The organism is Shewanella sp. 125m-7, from assembly GCF_052977045.1.
Genome location: NZ_JBRILQ010000014.1, coordinates 18,648 through 39,810, shown reverse-complemented (window position 1 = coordinate 39,810; position 21,163 = coordinate 18,648). Strand labels below are relative to the sequence as shown.

At 43.6% G+C, this 21,163-nt stretch carries 12 protein-coding genes and 2 riboswitches; of the genes, 6 read left to right on the top strand and 6 right to left on the bottom strand.

The genetic code is table 11. From position 1 onward, the window contains the following. The first annotated feature begins 172 nt into the window (after positions 1 to 172). Positions 173 to 1,765: an Ig-like domain-containing protein gene (locus ACVBIL_RS08770; RefSeq protein ID WP_447166599.1), complete on the top strand. Its 1,593-nt coding sequence runs from the start codon at positions 173 to 175 to the stop codon at positions 1,763 to 1,765. A gap of 637 nt (positions 1,766 to 2,402) precedes the next feature. Continuing rightward, positions 2,403 to 2,753 carry a multiheme c-type cytochrome gene (locus tag ACVBIL_RS08765; protein ID WP_447166598.1) on the top strand — a complete coding sequence of 117 codons (351 nt, stop codon included), beginning with the start codon at positions 2,403 to 2,405 and terminating at the stop codon, positions 2,751 to 2,753. Positions 2,754 to 2,840: 87 nt separating this feature from the next. Here ACVBIL_RS08765 and ACVBIL_RS08760 read toward each other — a convergent pair whose 3' ends face one another. After that, complete coding sequence (locus ACVBIL_RS08760; RefSeq protein WP_447166597.1) at positions 2,841 to 3,182, bottom strand: NINE protein; 342 nt, start codon at positions 3,180 to 3,182, stop codon at positions 2,841 to 2,843. Positions 3,183 to 3,592: 410 nt separating this feature from the next. Here ACVBIL_RS08760 and ACVBIL_RS08755 point away from each other — a divergent pair, with 410 nt between their 5' ends. Beyond that, positions 3,593 to 5,788: an immunoglobulin-like domain-containing protein gene (locus ACVBIL_RS08755; protein ID WP_447166596.1), complete on the top strand. Its 2,196-nt coding sequence runs from the start codon at positions 3,593 to 3,595 to the stop codon at positions 5,786 to 5,788. A 174-nt stretch (positions 5,789 to 5,962) separates the two neighbouring features. Here ACVBIL_RS08755 and add read toward each other — a convergent pair whose 3' ends face one another. The 4 genes from add to ACVBIL_RS08735 form a co-directional block, all read right to left on the bottom strand. After that, positions 5,963 to 6,958 (bottom strand): adenosine deaminase, encoded by a 996-nt coding sequence (add, locus tag ACVBIL_RS08750; RefSeq protein ID WP_447166595.1) that lies wholly within the window; start codon positions 6,956 to 6,958, stop codon positions 5,963 to 5,965. 94 nt (positions 6,959 to 7,052) lie between these two features. Further along, a riboswitch (purine riboswitch) is annotated at positions 7,053 to 7,152 on the bottom strand. Between the two features lie 199 nt (positions 7,153 to 7,351). Continuing rightward, entirely contained in the window at positions 7,352 to 7,597 is a 246-nt protein-coding gene (locus ACVBIL_RS08745) for a YdcH family protein (protein WP_447166594.1), read from the bottom strand. A 360-nt stretch (positions 7,598 to 7,957) separates the two neighbouring features. Continuing rightward, on the bottom strand, positions 7,958 to 9,274 hold the full coding sequence (locus ACVBIL_RS08740) for an APC family permease (RefSeq protein ID WP_447166593.1): 1,317 nt from the start codon (positions 9,272 to 9,274) through the stop codon (positions 7,958 to 7,960). A gap of 479 nt (positions 9,275 to 9,753) precedes the next feature. Beyond that, on the bottom strand, positions 9,754 to 13,038 hold the full coding sequence (locus ACVBIL_RS08735; protein ID WP_447166592.1) for a mechanosensitive ion channel domain-containing protein: 3,285 nt from the start codon (positions 13,036 to 13,038) through the stop codon (positions 9,754 to 9,756). A 517-nt stretch (positions 13,039 to 13,555) separates the two neighbouring features. Between ACVBIL_RS08735 and ACVBIL_RS08730 the strand changes: the two genes are divergently transcribed. Continuing rightward, positions 13,556 to 14,296 carry a hypothetical protein gene (locus ACVBIL_RS08730; RefSeq protein WP_447166591.1) on the top strand — a complete coding sequence of 247 codons (741 nt, stop codon included), beginning with the start codon at positions 13,556 to 13,558 and terminating at the stop codon, positions 14,294 to 14,296. Positions 14,297 to 14,705: 409 nt separating this feature from the next. Then, the gene (locus tag ACVBIL_RS08725; RefSeq protein ID WP_447166590.1) at positions 14,706 to 15,749 is read left to right on the top strand and encodes a flavin-containing monooxygenase; all 1,044 of its coding nucleotides are present in this window, start codon (positions 14,706 to 14,708) and stop codon (positions 15,747 to 15,749) included. A 233-nt stretch (positions 15,750 to 15,982) separates the two neighbouring features. Here ACVBIL_RS08725 and metH read toward each other — a convergent pair whose 3' ends face one another. Beyond that, positions 15,983 to 19,765: a methionine synthase gene (gene metH, locus ACVBIL_RS08720; RefSeq protein WP_447166589.1), complete on the bottom strand. Its 3,783-nt coding sequence runs from the start codon at positions 19,763 to 19,765 to the stop codon at positions 15,983 to 15,985. 287 nt (positions 19,766 to 20,052) lie between these two features. Here metH and ACVBIL_RS08715 point away from each other — a divergent pair, with 287 nt between their 5' ends. After that, positions 20,053 to 20,673, top strand: coding sequence for a histidine phosphatase family protein (locus ACVBIL_RS08715; protein WP_447166588.1), 621 nt, complete (start codon positions 20,053 to 20,055; stop codon positions 20,671 to 20,673). 220 nt (positions 20,674 to 20,893) lie between these two features. Continuing rightward, positions 20,894 to 21,048: riboswitch (cobalamin riboswitch) on the top strand. Positions 21,049 to 21,163: the final 115 nt, after the last annotated feature.

Here is a 21,163-nt window from a genome sequence, read left to right as displayed (position 1 = left end):
AACCACAACTAATCAATAGCTTACTTGGGGAGGGTAACCCGTTACTACAGGCTACTGAAAAGTACGCTATTGAGTACGCGTGGTAACCAAGGCCTTAAGGCTTAATTGGCAGCGTTTTGGGGGCACAACATTGGTCTCCAGCGTGAAGATATTTATAAAAATGAGGAATGATATGAAAAGGTTCAAAACGGGATCAGCAATATTGCTAGCCGGGCTGGCATTAACAGCTTGTGGTGGCGATGATTCAAATTCAGTGCCATCGGTAGACAATTCTGCGCCGGTTGCTGTCGCAGATGCCACAATGGCTTTGCTAAATACCCCTGTACATATTGATGTATTGGCTAACGATACTGATGCAGACAACGATGCATTGACACTATACGACTTTGTTCTTACTCAAGGCGATGATGAAGTGACTCAGTCGGGTAACAATATTGTCTTTACGGGGAAAAATGTTGGCACCAGTATAATTGATTATACGATTGTTGATACTCATGGTGCTAAAGCTACGGCTACCGTGACCATTACGGTACAAGCACATGCGGTGGAGTTTGTTGGTTCTCAAACTTGTATCGCTTGCCATACCGATAAGCAAAGCTTTTTCGAGACAGGCCATAACTTCAAATTGAACAAAGTGGTTGATGGTAAGGCGCCAGAGATGCCATTCACCAACTTAGAAGGCTCGGTTGAGCTATTCAATGGTGTGGCAAATAGCACTAACAATATTGCTAACCCTGGTGATTTTGAGTGGACTTGGAGTGACATCAGCTATGTTATTGGTGGGTATGATGCTTGGGCAAACTTTATCGACAAAGATGGCTATATCCTAACCGGTAAGCATGTTGCGGTATCCATGCCGCAAAACGGTGAAGCGATTTCAGAAAAGCATATGCAGGGGTTTTCGTCAGGTCCGTTAACAACGCCTAAGGAATTTGATTGTGGCCTTTGTCACTCTACTGGATGGAAAGATTTCACGCCTGATTCAGAGCTAAACCCCAACCGTCAAGACGGCATGAAAGGTTTTGGTGGGACATTTAACCAAGCAGGGATCCAGTGTGAAGCTTGTCATGGTGCCGGTGGGCAGCATATCAAGAGTCAATCTAGAGATGATATCGTATTGGCAGCTAAAGGCCGTTTAGCAGCTGATTTACGTCAACCTGATATGGGCTATGGTTTGGCAATTAAGTGCTCAGAATGTCATACCAAGCAGACGAACCGATTCTTTGTTAACGACTTTGTTAGCGAGCATAACCGAGACTTTTGTGGTGAAAATGCCATCTGTGACGACACTATTGGTGGACGTGCAATCAATTACTTCGATGGCGGTCGTTTTGCTGGAGATGCACTACTGGGTTTAGATGCAAATACTGGCGAGCCTACGGGTAAAAAGCGCAATATGGCATGTCATACTTGCCACAACCCACATGCTTCTATGAATAATAGAGACAAGCCAGGCCATGAAGATGCGCTCGTCACTAGTTGTACCAATTGTCACGACAATAAGACATTCAGTGCTGATCTAGAGATGCATGCTGAGATTGACTGTACGACTTGTCATATGCCATCGAGTAAACACCTTTTCCGCATTAACTTAGCATTCCCTTCTGACGACATTAGAAACTACTCTGAGGCGAATGAGGCGACGAATACTAAGGAGAAGCAATTTGTGCAGCCTTGGAATATCGCTAAAGATAGTTGTGGTAGCTGCCATAAAGAAGACTACGATGCACGCGCAGCAGCGATTGTAGATAAGATGCATAACTAAACAGTATCTGTCCCCTCTAACTCATGCACCCAGTATTGATTTGCTCAAGCTGTGTGCATGACATTAATTGAGAGGAATAAGTGGGATTATCAGTCATCTCCTACTTCCCCCCTCATGTGTTTCATTAATTTATACATCATCACGCTATATTCATTGGGCTTGATTTGACTTTTGACTGAGCACAGTTGCTCAAGCAAGTTGCTTGCAGCGTCATAATGCCGCCAAATCTATCGCTCGTCGCCATGCTAAATACTTTGAATTAGAAACTTGTGTTAGTTGCTATAGTAGATCCTATATGAAGGGGAATGTGCGAGGTTTCAACATTTAGAGCATGTAATCCATGATAATTCTCATACTTTAGTGACCGAAAAGGCAATAAGTACACAGGTCAAAGCGTCAATGTAAGTTGTGGCGGCTGTCACTTTTAAAGTGATATAGAGCAACAAGTCGCTGATTCACACGGCTCTGAATTAACACTAGCCGCAGCTTTAATGCTGCTTGTCACTCGGATAATTTCCAAATCCATAACAGTTTTGTTGAGTCAAGTAGCGCTGTAGGTTTCACGCTTAACGACAATATGCAACTGGGTGATTGTGCTGCACTTCAACTTTGAACAAGAGCGTTAGACTCATGGCACTTGGGCCAATGCTGCAAACCAAGGCGCCATAGAGATGAAGTTACATCGCACCCATCAATCTCAGCAATCGTATCTGATTGTAGCCAATGCCACAGTAAGTTTAACCTTGCCTCATTCGAGCATAAGACGCCGTTAGCCACCCAAAAGAACTTGTACAGTTCACCTTGGGCGGCAACTTGTGGGTCTTGTCATGACTTTGATCGCAAGATGAAGGATGGCACGGTTGCTGAGCATATGATGGACTTTGGTAATGCCTTTATCAATATGCCACTAGAAAGTGCGATTAGCATGGAGTCGTGTGGTATGTGTCATACCCCATCACTTAGTGATCATAGTGCCCGCAAGTTCTAATCTTCAATGACTATATATAAGAAAAGACAGCCGAGGCTGTCTTTTCTTTATCAACTCAGTTAGGAAAGTTGTTTAGGTTGCTCTTAATTAAAACCCTTGTGACACACGTTTACAGTAACGCTGCTCAAAATTAAATGGGGTCATCTTCAATGTACGAACCGCATCGACCCAACCAACGACCATAGGCACAAGTGTCCAGCTAAATGCTAAGTATAAACTGCCCTTTAGGTGTTGACCTAAATAGAACTTGTGTAATCCCAACCCACCGAATAACAAGCTAAACCAGATTGCGAGTTTTTGGTTTTTAATATGCATATCAGGATCGACTCCCGCAAAGGATTCTAACCCTTGCGCAGCATGGCATTGTGGGCAAGAGATTGAATTTAGGTCGATTTTATGGCTGCACTGTGGGCAATCTATGTTCTGCATTGCAAACTCCAATAGTCAATATTTCTGATATCTGGCTAACACCTTATTATGCGTACAAGTGTGCGCCGAAACCTAGGTGCCTAGTTCACAAAATTAAAATAAAAGCGCTAGGTTTGGCCTTATTGAGCTAAACAGAAGGGAGCTTAAAAGTTATGCGAGCAGCTTAAGCTTAGATTCAGTTCAAATTAGCCTGAGCTTGGGTTGTGCTAGAGGTGATTAACATTAGGTTTTGAAAACTAGGGAGTGGCATATAAGTCATACCATTATTTAGCTTGTTGCTATTAATCTAAAATATCGAAATTCTGTAATCGCAATTCAATCATTCATTTGACTGATAATCCCTTTTAATTTGTGATCTAGATCAATATAATTAGCTTGTGTGCAACAAAATAATAACAAAGGTGTCCGGTATGATTCATAAACCTACTGCAGTTTCTGTAGCGATCTCCTTTTCACTCCTTACCTTAACCGCCTGTGGTGGCGGTGATGACGGCGATGTTCAGGCGCCAGTCATTAGCTTAAATGGCGACAGCCCAATGCTCGTTGCACATGGAGCTGATTTTTTAGATCCTGGCGCCTCAGTTAGCGATAATGTTGATACTAACCTTGCTGTCATAACCAGTGGTACAGTCGATACCCGTAGTGTAGGCAGTTACAATTTAACTTACAGTGCGGTTGATAGCGCAGGTAATAGCGCTGAAGTCTCAAGAGTCGTGAATGTCACCGATCAAACAGCACCTGTTATAGCGCTTAATGGTGAGGCGACAATTACAGTTGAGCAAAATAGCAGCTTTACTGATCCAGGCTCCTCAGTGACAGATAATGTAGAGCAAGCATTGGTTGCAACCGTTTCTGGAAGCGTAGATTTATCAAAAGTGGGCAGCTATACACTCACTTACGATGCCACGGATGCTGCGGGTAACCTTGCTACTAGTATCGAGCGAACCGTTAATGTGACGCCAATTACTGGCCAGCTTAGTGATATCTTAATCTCAGGTCTTGCCTATAAAACGACAACCCAATCAGGTGTAACAGACGAAGAGGGCAAGTTTCTCTATCAAGCTGGCGAAGATATCTCATTCTCAATCGGTACAACCCCAATTGGCGATACGGTCAGCGCACAAAAGTCGATGGCTTTAACCGAACTGTTGCCTCAAACCACCTTGTATACAACCTATGGTCAGCTAAAAAATCTAGAGAAACTCCCTGATTACCATAGTGATAAAGTCGCTTTCTTCCGCTTCAATAATACCCTCTCACTGCTACATAGTGTTGATGATGACTCTAACCCTGATAACGGTATTAACATCCCAGAGGGGCTGTTGCAGATGTTTACCGGTGATGCTATCGATCTTGAACAGCATTTCTTTTATTTAGCAGGTAAAGGGCGTCGTTGGGGAGAAGGAGATAAACCGTTAAAACGTATTTTGCAACCCGCGGCTGCCGAAGGTTTGTTAGATAACGGTGATATTGTTAGTTATGGAATCGCACTCGATAGCTATTATCGCATGAATGAAATTTCCCACAGCTTAGAGATCCGAACGATTACTCATACCGATAGTGACGGTGATGGCAGTGTAGATAAGGTATATAAGGAATTATACAGTGACCTGGGTGACCGCATTCATAAAGAGCAATATGAAAATGACTTGAAGACTTATACCCGCACTTATACTTACGATGATGGTGGTCGCCAGTTAAATTACAGTAATGATTCTGATGGTGATGGCAGCGTAAATAGTGCTTATTACCGCAGCTATGATTCTAACGGCAACGAAATAAAGTCTGAATCTGACGATGATGGCGATGGTGTAGTCGATAGCCGGTTTACTGAAGAGTTTGATAGTGTAGGTAATGGCATTTTGACTCATTATGACAGTGATGGGAACGGCACTCCAGATTATGTTAGCACTTATACTTATGACGCTGTGGGGAATAACCTAAGTTATAGCTATGATAATGACGGGGATGGTCAAGTCGATGACTTAACTGTTTACACTTATGATTTAATGGGCAATCGTTTAACGTCAACGGGATACTCTGACAATCGAGTGACTAAGACTTCATACCATGAGTTTACATATGATGATCGCGGTAATCAGACATCGAGTCGTTATGACTGGGATGGCGATGGTCAAGTTGAGCAGATAGCTACGACTACATTTGATAGTAATAGCAACCAACTCGTTAATGAACAGGATAATGATGCTGATGGCAGTATCGATTGGCGCAATAGCTATACTTATGACGCTAATGGTTATCAGATACTCAGGAGTTTTGAAGAGGTCGGTGTTAATAGCGGGCACTATTATTACACTTATGACGATAAGGGAAATCGCTTAACTTATGAAAAAGACACTGATGCTGATGGGACCATAGATACTCGCTATATTAGTACTTTTGATGTGGATGGCAATGAGCTAACCGATGAGTATGATAGCGATAACGACGGCACTCCTAATCATTTTTATCGTTATACCTATAACAGCAATGGCAACATGTTATCTGAATCTAGAGATACCGATGGTGATGGTGCCGTGGATGAAACTATTACTTATACACATTCCCCTTCAAGCTTTAGAGCCGTGATTTACGATATCTTTTAATCGTTAGCAATTATCTTATTGCTGACAGGTTATTGTAAAAGCCCGTAATAAAAAGGCTATTAACGAAAGTTAATAGCCTTTTTGCTCATTAGGTTTGGCTTGTTATTTTAGCTAAAGCGCTAGCCTTAAAGCCCTAGTCTTAAAGCGATGGTTTTAAAGCGTTAGCCTTAAACTCTAGCCAATATGCTTCAATAGCGACTGCTTTACTTCGTTAGACGCAAACGAGTTCTCTGCACTCATCTTGTAGATGGTAAAGTAGTCTTGTTCGCTTAAGTTAAACTTCTCTACCGCCAGCTGCAGCTCTTTGGTCATTGTGGTGTCAGACACGGTGCGGTTGTCAGTGTTAATGGTGACCAGCAAACCATCGCGGTAGAAGTCACCCAATGGGTGGCTTTCTAAACTTTCAACCGCTTTAGTTTGTACGTTGCTGCTAGGGCAAGTTTCTAGTGCTACAGCCTCTGAACGCACTAAATCGTACGCCTCTTTATGGCTATTGATATGAATACCATGACCGATGCGCTCTGCACCTAACAGTGAAATGGCATCATAGACGTTCTGGCCAACACCTTGCTCACCGGCATGAATGGTGATGCGGTAGCCGCTTTCAAGCGCATATTTTGCGTAGGGGATGTAATCATGACAAAAGCCTGGTTCTTCGCTAGCCGCTAAGTCAAATGCCACTACGCCGTTATTAAGGAACTTAGCACCTGCATCAATCACATCATTAATATCATCTTTTGGTAGTACTTTAATGATGGATAATATGTAGTTACCTTTAATATCATATTGCGCTTCAGCGCGGCGCATCCCTTTGACTACACTGCCAATAATTTGCTCGAAGTTAAGGCCTTGCTTGCGGTGAAGTTGTGGGCCAAAACGTACCTCTAAGTACTTCACATTTTCTTTTGCCGCATCTTCAAATAGCTCGAAGGAAATACGCTCAAGCGCTGCTTCTGTTTGCATAACGGATACTGGCAGGGCAAAGCGGGTAAGGTATTCATCAAGATTAGGGCAAGATTCTGGCGCCACCATTAACGCTTTAATGTCATCAACGTTATCGCTAGGGATTGTAACGCCTTGAATTTGGGCAAGGTCGATAACGGTTTGCGGGCGAACGCTACCGTCTAGGTGGCAATGAAGATCGATTTTGGGTAGCTGTAGATAATTCATGAAGCTCTCCTTTATTAAGTGGGTATACCAATCTAAGTTCATCAGTGCTCAAGTGTCGCACAGCAACAATGCAGCAAACTTATTAAATTAGCATTACATAAAGTAAAGTCTTCATAATCAAGAATTTAGGGTTCTTGGTAGAAACTCTCAAACCATATCATTGAGATTATACGAAGTGTTAAGCGTAAATATTAGCATTCATTTACCCAGTTGCGAAAGATCTCAATAACAAATAACTGCAAAGTATTCTTCATTTAGCCGCAAGATTAGGGTAGGAGTAATAGCTTATGTGGTGAGAGTCATCATAGCCAAAAGACAAAGGAACTTGTTCTTCTGGCTAGTATTGATTGCATATGACTTCGTTGTTTATGGCTTAGCTGTTTATGAATGAGCTTAGTCGTGATGTGCTTTTAGCCTTTGGAATAAAACATCTTTTAGGGTAGCGCGTTGCACCTTGAGTTGATGCATATGCTCGTCATCGGTAGGGCTACCGGCAATTTCTAGCTGACGAATGTCATAATCGAGCAGGTGGTATTGCTTGGACAGTTTGTCGAACTCTTGGTCGGTATAGTTTAAATAAACAATGTCTTGTTTAAACTCTGGGAAGTCGAAAATAAGCGCATGATTTTCATTTAACATAGATGCTCCTTGAAAGACTGAACTGGTTTATTTTAGAACTGAAATCACTATAGCACCATGAAGCAGAGTAAATAGTTAGCTTTTGGATATTTTAGCGATCCAGTTAACAAAAAAATTCCCTTTCTGCGCTGAGCGAAGCCTGACATAAAGGGGGGAGTGTTATTATCTTTAGGGCCGAGCCGTTCATTGATTCAATTAATAACGAATAAAGCATCTGTCGCGGCCATTAATGCGACTCAGATAGGTGGGAGCCGTAGGCTTAGCTTTTTAACAAGGTTCGAGTACAGAGGTGCAATTCCTCAGTCAGCTAAAAAGGTATAGCTTTCCTGTGTTTTTAATTCCGTTAACGGGTTTCCCCGTTTAACCTGAACGGTAACGGGTATAACCAAAATACAATAGGCTGGCGGCAAGCCAACTGCCAAGAGAAAACAAAATAATTTCCCACCCCGCCATAAGCATCATTAGCAGCGTAAAAGAGACTGAAAATATGGGTATCGCATAGCCAAATGGAAGGTGGAATTGCGCAGGTGCCGCCTGACTTCTGCGTAACTTAATGACGGCTAAAGCGACCGGAATATATTGCAAAAATACGGCCGCGGTCATTAATGTGGCTAGCAGTAAAAAACCACCACTTAAGAAAGTAAGTAGCACGACCGTCGTGGTTAATGTAATGGCTACGCCATAACTACCACGCGGGTTTACCCTCGCTAATCCCATCGGCGCAAACCCCTGCTCAGCTAATGCAGCCAAGAGAATTGGCGTATTAAATATGCCTGAAAAGGCAACGCCTAATATAGAAATTAGCGTCGCTAACGTAATAAACCACAAGCCACTTGCTCCCCAAAGTTGCTGGCTTGCACTGGCAACAGGCACACTCGTATGGCTTAGCGCGGGCCCCAGAATGCCGATGCAGATCCACATAATCAACAGATAAAATAAAGTGCAGACACTCACTACAACCAATAATGCAATCGGTAGATTCTTTTTCGGGTTACGCATATGTGCAGCGGCAATAGGTAGGCTTTCAAAGCCAGTAAAGGCAAAAAACAACACCACAAAAATACTGCCTAATCGCTCACCGTATAAGACATCAGAGTCAAGAGTGACAGGTACAAAGGGGATGAAGTTTGTATGCTGTACTGCCGAAAGCCCAAAAAGAATAAAGATCGTTAACGCTAATAATTTTGCGATTGATGAAAAGTCTGACACCCGTCTTGAGCTTTTCACTCCTAAATATGAAATAAAAAACAGCATAACAATTAAGGAGCAGCCCACTACATTATAAAGCCATGGCTCAGCTAGCAGGGGGAATAACGGTTTGGCCGCAGTGAGTAATGCCGCAAAAGAACTGGCAATGCCTAGGCATGATGCAACCCAAGTTAGGGTGCCGACGATAAACCCCGCATAATCACCAAATGCCGCACGAACATAAACATAGGAGGAGCCATTTTGGCTGACGCGTGATGATAGCTCTGCAAAACATAGTGCTAGAGACATGACTAACAGTGCGCACAGTAGAAAAACCAAAATGGAAGATGGACCGAGTGCTTGGTAAGCATCGCCAGGTAGCAGAAAAATACCTGATCCAATGATAGCGTTAATGCCTAACAAAATAATCGATTTGAAGCCAAATAGTGTTTTTTCTTTTTGCGGGTTAGTACCAATCCGCGTTGCCATGGTTCATCCTTTTCGTATTAAAGTTTCCCTTTTAAAGCAGGTGTTACAGGCCTAGTTGTGCTTAATATACCCAAGTTACCTCAAGATGCAGGATTCAGAGTGATCTCAGCGTGTTTAATTCAAGGAAAATGAGTGCTGGAATGGCATTCCCTTTTTAAACTTATTTGACACAGAAGTAGATACGCTGAGTCACTCCCGAAGGGCGAGTTTTATTGGCTTTTACTCTGCGTTGCCGATTTTTAACGTAGAGCGACTATGCTTACAAATTTGCGCCTTGATTAGCAGCCAATAAATTCTCGCTGAAACGAGCATCTTGAAGTAGCTTGGGTATATGATGGCTCTGTCCTTTGCGCTACCACCATGAGCGTTGCTAATTAAATGAACTAAAGTTTAGATAAATATAGTTCTAATTCTGCCCTCTTGTAGGCTAACCATCGCATCTGTTTCGAATACATAAAATATCGATTTAAAATAGAAGGTTACGTGTCTTGGGGTTTAGGTGGGAAATCACGAACATGCACATCCATTTGCGGGAAGGCAATTTCAATCTCGTGCTCTCGGAACAAGCGATCAATGTTTTTATTGATGATATGAACCGTTGATAGACGTAATTCAATCGCAGTGATATGCACTCTCAATTCAAAATCAAGACTACTTGCCCCAAATGTTCTGAACACCACGGAAGGTTGTGGTTCGGGTAACACCAATGGGTGCTCATCTGCAATTTGGTACAGCAAGGTCTCCACTTGATCGATATCAGAGCCGTAAGCGACTCCAATAGGAATGACGATTCTGGTGATGGGACTCGTCAATGACCAGTTAATTAGCTTTTCTGTAATAAAGGTCTTATTTGGCACCACTATTTCTTTGTTATCCCAATCAATAATGGTGGTTGCACGGGTCTGAATTTTACTGACTGTTCCCGATAAATCATTAATAGTGACAATATCGCCAATACGTATTGGCCGTTCAAACAAGAGAATCAAACCGGAAATGAAGTTAGCGAAAATTTCTTGTAATCCAAAGCCTAAGCCAACGCCGAATGCGGCGACCAGCCATTGCAACTTAGACCATTGAAAGCCCAAGATGGAAAATGCGGCCATTAAGCCTCCCATCAAGATCACATAGCGTAGCAAGGTTGTCACGGCATAGCCTGCACCTGGAGCCAAATCAAGACGGCGTAGGACCAACAGCTCTAAAATTCCCGGTAAGTTTCGTACTCCAACAAAGGTTACGATTAATGTCACCATTGCATAAAGCAATGATTGCAGAGTCACATCCACTAGCTTCACACCGGTTTCCGTGATCTCGTTTACCTGCCATACCACGATGCTATCTAACCAGCTGGTCATCTCCAATGCACTTGACCACAGGGTTAACACCGCAACAATTAAGCCTATCAAGGAAAAACCACGTAATAAGGTTAATGATTGCTCACTTATCTGCTCACTCGCTAAGCTGCGTTCTTCCACATCAGGAATCGTTTCTCTTAGCTCGGCAATTTCGGGTATTTCATCTGTTTGCTCTTGTTCTTGTTGCTGGGCAATCAGCTCTTCGCGTCGGGCTAGCAATCGTTGGTAGTTAAGTTGCCTATGCTCTAGCTTTAACCAGCGCTCTCCCATTTGATAGGTGAATAGCACTGCTAACACCACGTAAATAGTGAGTTGCTGATAGATAAGTAAAATCCATGACGCAATATAGAGCCCCATGACCGCCATAACGATAATGGTGATAAACGAGCCGATAATCACAAAACGAAATAGATAGAGAGAAAATCCTCGATTGAGAGGCGCGGGTAACGTGGAGGGCAAATGGTTTTCCTTCAACAGTGAAATAAACACCGTCATCATGACCCCCATCAGTAATAGGAACAGCACTCGTGATATTTCTGCTTCATGGATACCAGATATAAGCTCTGCAGCAAAAATACACATCAATAAAATGATAAACGGCCAGCGAATGCGTTGCGTTCCTCGGTGCAGGTAGTCACAAATATTTTCAGGCCAATTTAGGTGTAAAGCTAATACGCCCTGCTTATAACTTAGGGCGTTAATGAGTTCGACGACAAACAGGCCTGATGCACTGGCGAAAATGAGTGTACTGAGCTCATTCGAAGTTGGTACAGGCCAAAGCCAATAGACTAACCAAGTCGTTATCACATACCAAATAGGTAAAATAAGCGCACGCAGGATTGCTAATGCAAATAACGAAAAAGTAAAGTAAAAACGGTCTTTTAATGGGTGACCAAAGACCTTATGGAGCTCATCTTTACGTCGTGCTGCGTATCGATTGAGTCGTGCAGTCATATAGATAAGAAGGCTGGTGTATAAAGCAAACACTGTAGCCAATATTATCGACTGCCTTTGTGTCACTTTATCGAACATGTCTTTAAATGATTTATTGGTTCCAAACCAAATTTCTTCTTTAAAATCGGTAAGGTGCTGCCAGATAGGTACGTTGCTGCGCGTCCATAACTGCTGTTCTTTTAAAAAGCTGCGAGCCTTTTCAACTGTTTGCGCATATTGGTCTTTGACTAATTTTAATTGGCTCAATGCAGAAATAAGTTTTTCATAGTCCTTTGTCAATTGAGCTAATAATTGATCTAATAACGCGGCTAACTTATCAGGGGCTTTATCGCTCGCTTTATCTGCGGCAGTAGTACTTTCTAGTGCATTATCTCTTATCTGACCTATTTCGTATTTGCGAATGTGGGCTTTGGCAATACCGTCTGGGATATATCGAGTGTCCACTTTGGAAGGCAGGCGTTGCAACTGTGCTCGAATGGAAGCGCCAAAAGCGGTGCTGTCACGCAACCAGGCTAGGTTCGTTTTTATCAAGCGCTGTTCATCGGTTAAACTGCGCTGTTCCGACTCTATTTTTTGATAAGCGATCCGAGCTTTATCTATTTCTGCTAATACCTGTTCTAATTCCAAAGTATATTTTTTGAGTTGTTCTATCTGTTGTTGATCTTGTGCATCGCCTTGGGCTGACTCCTCACTAACCTGTCTTGCTTTTTCAATCAGTGTTTTAACTGAAGCTTGTTCAACTCGCGTCAATTTATCTTGTAATTTAATCAGTATTGGCGAGGCTGTTTGAATTTTTTGGTCCAACAATTGTTGCTCTAAACGCAGCAATTCAGTGCGTTCGTCTAAACTTTGTAACTGAGCGGAAGTTACTTGTCGTTGAAGTTTGAGCATGGCCAAATGGGTTGACTCAAGCCACTGATCTAACTGACTGCCTGTATCGCTTTTAATAATAGAGGCTTGTTCGATTTCTCGATCTGTTTGCGCAAGAGATTGGGGCAGAGCCGTTCTTGCATTAACCAGCTGTTTACTTTGATCACTATTGGATTGATAGGTTGAGCGCCACTCAGTCACAGCAGCCTCTAGTGTTGCGATAGATTGAGAAAGATCGCTGTACTTATTTTGTTGTCGAAAATTAAAGATCTCTAGCTGCTCTACGTCGGTTATTTTTTTTAGTAACCGCTCTCGCTGCACCGGAAACTGGCTGACAATATTTCGATATTTGTCGCGTTCGGCTTTCTGTTTTTTGTAGCCATTAACCCGGGAGAGTAAGGTCTCATATTGGTTAATTAAGGCTTCACTTTTTGGGGATTCACTATTAAGGCGAGTGATTTCACTTTTTAAAAAAGTGGCATCAGGTAGGGTTTGGGCGCTTGAGGGCATAGATAACAGCATTACCGACAAAAATAGGTAAAGCCAGCATAGTCGTCCTTTGCGCTTGAACTTGGTTACTCGACTCACGTACTTTCCCCATTTTCACTTTATTATCCATAGATATAAGTGTATACGGCTTGGCAAAAGCTGCAGGAAGTATCCCAAGATTTAAGTCGATTAATTTTGTTGTGTCACTAGGCTAGATAGTCACGTTGCGAATATAAAAATTGCAGGACTAGGTAAAATAGCTTGCTTACCACAGAGGCTTAGTGGCTCAGTAAATAGGGTATGGCTTCATAAACAGATACACTTTCTCAATATCCACTCCTTCACCTCGAAAAATCCTCAACCTGAATAACTGGATTTGATTGAAACGATTTTATTTCATAACAGGAAACATGGTGTCAGGGGTACTGCTTGTCTTTATTTACAATGGCTTGATGTTATTTCACAGCGGAGCCCGCAGCTAACCTGCTTTAAGGGGGTTTTACAGGGAAATAATTTGTACCTATAGTTAATTCAAAATGTGGTCTGTATTGATGTCGATACTATTTTATTTGTACGGATAACATACCGGAAATGAGTTTATTGAACGGAGCTGTATATGGCACTTCATAAAAGTAAGGCGGAGCTATTTCCCTTACTTCACCTGCTTGATGATTTTAGCCGTTTTCAACTACACAATGGCTTTATTCAAACATTAGCTGAAAAAGATTTGCGTCTTCAGGCTCCACCTTCTGTGGAGCTAGATGAGTCATCTGTTATACCTTGTGTCAGTGTTTATGACGATTCACTTCATGAAAACACCTCTGCTTTGCAGCAATATTTTTGCAGTAAAAGTGCAGACGATAATGCCGCCATCCAGCAGATTTTTCAAACGCTAAGCCCGGTAAGCCACCTATCGGAAAGTCGACATAAAAGACACTATCGGTTGGTTGCTTTCGCTGAAGAGGAAAAGCGCACGCCAGTGGCTTTTGTGACCTTTAATGTTGGCTTACTCGACTCTTGGTATTCAGACGATAATACCTGTCATGACCGGCAAATTGGTGGCTGTTGTTACTTATTATATGCCTATGTGGTACCAGAGTGGCGTCACCTAGGCGTGGGGAGTTGCCTGTTTCATCTGATCTCAAACTTTTTTTGGTCCCAGTTACAGTTTATCGATGCGCAGGCTAAGTCCCATGATTTAACTATGGTGCCTTTGGTTTATGAGAGCGAAGCGGCAAAAGGAGCTGAGGGGTTATTGAGTCAAGTGGCCATGAATATTAATCAGTATAAGGCGTTATCATTAACCCATGATAAATCCTCGACAAGGGTAAAGCCTTGTATGAGTAATGTTTTCTAGCTCTTTATTTTAGATCTGCACTTGGTTTCCTCTATGCCCATGCCTTTACGCACTGGGTAATATTCTACTTGCTCTCGTTCCTATTGACCGTCCTATATCACGCCGAAATTGCGTGATATAGAAGTTCAAACTTTAGACTTTAAGATCTAATCTGCAGCCGCCGGCAATGAGGTTTCTTTTGATTACTGTATCCAAGTAACTCTCGGCTTGCCCTACGGGAGCGCAGAATCGAGCATCTTGTGGTTATTTGGGTAAAAGTATCGATGCACTTACTCGTGGTTTCTATCTGGTTATAAGGAAATGTTTACAGTTAGCTCTTTGGGTGTTTTCTGTATGAGTCAGGCTCTAGGCTTATGTTCTGTTAGAATACTGCGCATAATAATACCTATAAGCACGTTTTTTGGAGCTCATGAAAGAATTTATCATTATTGGCGCGGGTCAGTCTGGACTGTCTATGGCCTATAACTTGTCTAAGCATAATCAAGATTACTTGATTTTAGATGCCAACGAACACATTGGTGCACCTTGGTTAAAGCGCTGGGATTCTCTAAAGTTGTTTACTCCGACTGAATATAACCACCTACCAGGGATGCCATTTCCGTTCCCTAAAGGGTATTACCCCAATAAATATGAAGTGGCAGATTACTTAAAGAGTTATGCCGAGACGTTTTCGATACCTATTGAATTCAATCAAAGAATTACTTCGGTAAAGAAAGTCGATGGTATTTTTGAGATCACCAGTGACACCGCCAGCTATCAAGCCAAACAACTCATTATCGCCACCGGCCCTTTTCATACTCCCTATACGCCGCCTTGCCATGTCAATATCGCAGAAGATATTACTCAATTACACAGTGAAAACTATAAAAGCCCTGCACAGCTACAAGAGGGTGACTGTTTAGTGGTTGGAGCGGGTGATTCTGGCGTGCAAATTTTATCAGAAATTGCCGATACCGGGCGCAAAGTTCACTTCTCTGGTACAGATAAAATCACCGCTATTCCGCAGTCATTTTTAGGTAAAACGCTATGGTGGTGGTTTACTCATATTGGCTTTTTATCGGTTAACCGTTTTAGCAAAATAGGCAAATGGTTGAGTAAGGGCGGGCAGCCTGTTATCGGTACTGATGTGAAATCTCTTTTGGCAAAAGAAAATGTGATTCATATGGGCAGAACATTGTCAGCTGATGCAAGTAGTATCAAGTTTCAAAAAGGCAGTATCAGCAGTATCAAAAACATTATTTGGGCTACCGGTTTTAAACCCAATTTCTTTTGGATTGAAGATATCTCTTTTGATGAGATGAACTACCCGAGTAATTATCGCGGCGTGAGTAAAGACGTTGATGGATTGTATTTTATTGGTCTGCCTTGGTTGTATACCCGCGGCTCTGCAACACTCGGCGGTGTTTGGAAAGATGCTAAATACCTGATGACTCATATTCAGGAAAGTAAGTAAACGTAATAGCAAAGTCCCACTGATAGTGTTATCAGTGGGACAATACTTGAATTCCATCTTACTCTTTCTTCGACCCTGCACGCTTGGTACAAGCGTGTTGAGGACTCTTATGGCTTTTTGTTTTAGGCCTACGGCCACCGAACAAACAAGTTTGTTCTTCCGTTCAAGGCTGTTTGCTTTAGGCCTATGGCCGCCGAACAAACAAGTTTGTTCTCCCGCTCAAGGCTGGCTCTTTACTCTGGATCATAGTCAAGCACTGGGGCTAACCATCTTTCCGTGTCTTCAATGCTCATACCTTTACGTGCTGCGTAATCTTCTACCTGATCGCGGCCAATATTGGTGACGCCAAAGTAGCGGGATTTAGGATGGGCAAAGTACCAACCCGATACTGCAGCCGTTGGGAACATGGCATAACTTTCGGTGATGTTAAGGCCAATGGTTTCATCTGGCTTTAATAAATCCCACAGCAGGCCTTTCTCGGTATGATCAGGACATGCAGGATAGCCTGGAGCTGGCCGTATTCCTTTGTATTTTTCGCGAATAAGCGCTTCGTTATCAAGTACCTCATCAGACGCATAACCCCAAAACTCTTTGCGTACACGCTCGTGCATCCGCTCGGCAAAGGCTTCGGCTAAACGGTCAGCCAAGCATTTAAGCATAATGGCGCTGTAGTCATCATGGTCGGCTTCAAAACGAGCAATATGTTCGTCGATGCCATGGCCTGCTGTTACCGCAAAGCCCCCCATATAATCGGCAACACCTGAGTCTTTTGGCGCAACAAAATCAGCTAAGCAGAAGTTGTCGTTACCGACGCGCTCAATCTGCATCCGCAGGTGGTGCAGGGTGATGATTGGTTGCTCGCGAGATTCATCCGTCCCATCGGCAGAGTACAGCTCAATATCGTCATGGTTAACTGTGTTGGCTGGGAACAAGCCGATAACCGCTTTGGCGGTAAGCCACTTTTCACTGATTATTTTATCCAGCATAGCTTTGCCGTCATCAAATAATTTACGCGCCTCAACACCCACCACTTCATCATCTAAAATACGTGGGAAGTGACCGTGTAGCTCCCAGCTGCGGAAAAATGGCGTCCAGTCGATACGCTCGACTAAGTCTTCTAGTGGATAATCATCAAACACTTGACGACCCAGTATGTTAGGTACAAATGGAGTGTAGTTTTCCCAGTCGTGTTGGCAGCGGTTTTCACGCGCCGCCTCAATAGAGGTAATAATCTTTCGTTTAGCCTGTGATAGACGCTTTTCGCGCATCACTTGGTATTCTTGATACGCTTCATCGATGGTCGCTTGACGCGTTTGGTTGTTAATCAGCTTCGATACCATAGGCACGGCGCGTGAGGCGTCAGCAATATAAATAGCACCGGTTGGCGAGTGCGGGGCTATTTTCACTGCGGTATGAATTTTTGAGCAAGTAGCACCGCCAATAATCGAAGGGATCGTTAAGCCTGCCTTATGGAAGCTCTTAACGTTATGCACCATCTCATCAAGGCTTGGGGTGATAAGGCCTGACATGCCGATAATATCGACATTTTCCGCCTTAGCGACTTCGATAATTTTCTCAACCGGCACCATTACGCCCAAATCAATGACTTCATAGCCGTTACACGCTAGCACCACACCCACAATATTTTTGCCGATATCATGTACATCACCTTTTACGGTGACCATTAATATTTTGCCGTTTGATTGGCCTGGCGTTTTTTCAAGCTCAATATACGGGTTGAGGTAAGCCACGGCTTTTTTCATTACACGGGCAGATTTTACCACTTGCGGTAGGAACATTTTGCCAGAGCCAAACAGGTCACCAACAATGTTCATCCCATCCATCAATGGCCCTTCAATCACATCTAATGGGCGAGTGGCCTGCTGGCGTGCTTCTTCAGTATCTGCATCAATAAAGTCGGTAATACCTTTAACCAGCGCATGGGCTAAACGCTCATTTACCGGCTTAGTGCGCCACTCTAAATCTTCTTTCTTAACGGTTTGGCTGCCATCGCCGCGAAATTTTTCCGCAACCTCTAACAAGAGTTCAGTGTTGTTAGTCGGCTCCCCATTTTTATCGACAGCGCTGCAAGGTAAGTTCTGTACGATTGCCTCAACTCGCTCTTTTAATTCGGTGTCGATATCATCGTAAATGGCTAGCTGACCGGCGTTGACAATACCCATGTCCATGCCAGCTTGAATCGCGTGATACAGGAACACCGCGTGAATCGCTTCACGCACGGGATTGTTACCACGAAACGAGAACGACACGTTCGACACGCCGCCGGAGATCATGGCGTGGGGTAGGGTGCGTTTTATCTCGGCGGTGGCTTCGATAAAGTCGACCGCGTAGTTATCGTGCTCTTCAATACCGGTGGCGATGGCAAAGATATTGGGATCAAAGATAATGTCTTCTGGCGGAAAACCGACTTTATCAACCAGCACGTTATAGGCGCGGGTACAAATCTCGATTTTACGTGCTTTGGTGTCGGCTTGGCCCTGTTCATCGAACGCCATGATAATTGCCGCAGCGCCGTAGCGTTTAACTAAGGTTGCTTGCTCGATGAATTTTTCTTCACCCTCTTTAAGCGAGATAGAGTTAACGATGCCTTTACCTTGGATGCATTTAAGGCCCGCTTCAATCACTTCCCACTTAGAGGAGTCGATCATAATCGGTACGCGCGAGATATCAGGCTCAGAGGCGATAAGGTTGAGGAATTTGTGCATCATCTCAACGCCATCGAGCATGCCTTCATCCATGTTGATATCGATGATCTGTGCGCCGCTTTCAACTTGCTCACGGGCAACCGACAGCGCTTCTTCATATTCGCCAGTTTTGATCAGGCGTAAAAACTTAGCCGATCCGGTTACGTTAGTACGTTCGCCGACGTTTAAAAATAGCGAATTTTTATCAATGGTCAGCGGCTCAAGCCCTGATAGACGACATGCAACTGGGATGTCGGGCAGTACGCGGGCCGGGTGCTTAATAACCGCTTCACGGATAACGCGAATATGCTCAGGCGTACTACCACAGCAACCACCAATGATGTTTAAGAAGCCGTCAGCTGCCCACTCTTCAATAATGTTGGCCATCTGCTCGGGCGTTTCATCATAGCCACCAAACTCGTTAGGTAGGCCTGCATTGGGGTGCGCCGAGACAAAGCACTCAGAGATTTTCGATAACTCTTCAACATAAGGGCGCAGCTCTTTTGGCCCAAGGGCGCAGTTAAGACCAATAGACAGAGGCTTAACATGGCGCAGTGAGTTATAGAATGCTTCGGTGGTTTGTCCGGTTAAGGTACGGCCAGAGGCATCGGTAATGGTGCCAGAGATCATAATCGGTAAGCGGAAACCTTGGGTGTCATATACCGTTTCAATCGCAAACAGTGCGGCTTTGGCATTTAGCGTATCAAAAATGGTTTCGACCATGATGATGTCGCAGCCGCCTGCAATTAGCGCGTTGATTGACTCGACGTAGGCTTCAACCAGCTCATCAAAACTCACGTTACGGTAGCCTGGGTCATTCACATCGGGGCTAATTGAGCAGGTTCGGTTCGTTGGGCCAAGTACCCCTGCAACGTAACATTGGCGACCCGTCTCTGCTTCAACTTCATTGGCCGCTTCGCGTGCAATGCGTGCACCCGCTAAGTTGATCGCAGCTGAATGCTCCTGCATGTCGTAATCGGCCATGGCGATACGCGTAGCGTTAAAGGTATTGGTTTCGATGATGTCAGAGCCAGCTAACAGGTAGTCTTTGTGGATCTGCTTGATAGCATCGGCTTGGGTGAGCACCAACATATCGTTGTTGCCCTTTACATCACAATGCCAGTCTTTGAACTGTTCACCACGAAAGTCATGTTCTTCAAATTTGCGATCTTGGATCATGGTGCCCATCGCGCCGTCGAGGATAAGGATCCCATCTTGAAGCTTTTGGGTAAGTACTGCTAAAACCTTGTCGGCAGAGTCTTGAGTATGTGCTACTGCGCTCAAGGCATGTGTTGGGGTACAGGTTGCCATAGATAATTCCTACCAGTTCGCAAATCGTTATTCTTGTAATACCAAGCAAAATAAGTCTCTGAATACTTAACTTACCTAGATCTGGTGTAAATCATGTCCGTTATTTTCAGTTAAGGTCGTTTATTATGAGTGACCTTTTATTTTGTTTGGACATTTATACGTATAGACGTCCATAATACGTGAGAGGCGATAAAAAGTGCAAGTGCTAAAGCATGATACTTTTTCAGCATTAAAAGCCAATGAATTTTAACTAAGTTGCTGATAAATAATGAAGGTCAACAGGTATAATGCAAACCACTAAGGTGATTTTACTTCGGCACGGCGAATGCGATGGTGGCAATATTTTACGCGGCCAAGTTGATGTTGCGTTAACTGAGCTTGGTCAGTTGCAGATGAAAAAGGCATTTTCCGCCTTATGCTTAACCGATTTGTCAGTCGATTTTACCGTTAATAGTGTGATTAGTTCACCGCTTCAGCGCTGCGCCAACATCGCAGAGCAATTGGCTCGTGAGCATGATTTAGACTTTTCTATTGAAGCCGGTTTTAAAGAGCTGAACTTCGGCGATTGGGACGGGCAAACCTTCGACGCGCTTTATCAAACTTGTGGTTCAGCGCTTGATAACTACTGGAAAAACCCTTGGTTGCTATCGCCGCCTCATGGCGAGTCTATGCAAGATTTTGAGGCGCGTATCGATAAAGCCTGGCAGGCGATGCTCAAGCTGCATCAAGGAAAGACGGTATTAGTGGTGACTCACGGTGGCGTAATACGTCATTTAATGAGTAAAGCTCTGGACGTCAGTCAGTGTGCGGGTTTTTACACCTCGCTTAAATTGCCTTACGCGGCCACGGTAGCGATTGATGTGCTGCACAATGATAATAAGCAGTTCATGACCCTAAATTGGCGGTAGAAGTTTAAAGATGGACCTAGGACCTAGGACCTAGAGCTTAGAACCTAGAGCTTAGAACCTAGAACCTTTTTATCGTAGGTCGGGCTTTAGCCCGTCAATCTTGGTTTTATTTATAAAACAAAGGTGATATCAGCCTTGCTGGTATGATGCTAAACTGCGGCGTTATCTTATGTAGCGCTGCTTGCGTTAAAGGCTGCGTTTGCTCTTAGCATAAAAGATAGCTAAAAAATGAAAGTTAGGTGCTTAACAGCATAAAGGGAACCGGAGGCTGGCAGTTATTCGCCGCTTAGTCCGGACTGTACCCGCAACTGTAGGGAAGGTTAGCCATAGGGCTGCGCTTCCAAGTCAGATACCTGCCTAACTTATGTTGTTCATTACGTATCATTCAGTACGTGTTGATAATTAAAAAGTGTATCCATATACACATAAACTCGTGCGGGCGACTCGAGGGAGACAATAAATGAAACTCGATACTGGGTTATTAGACTCT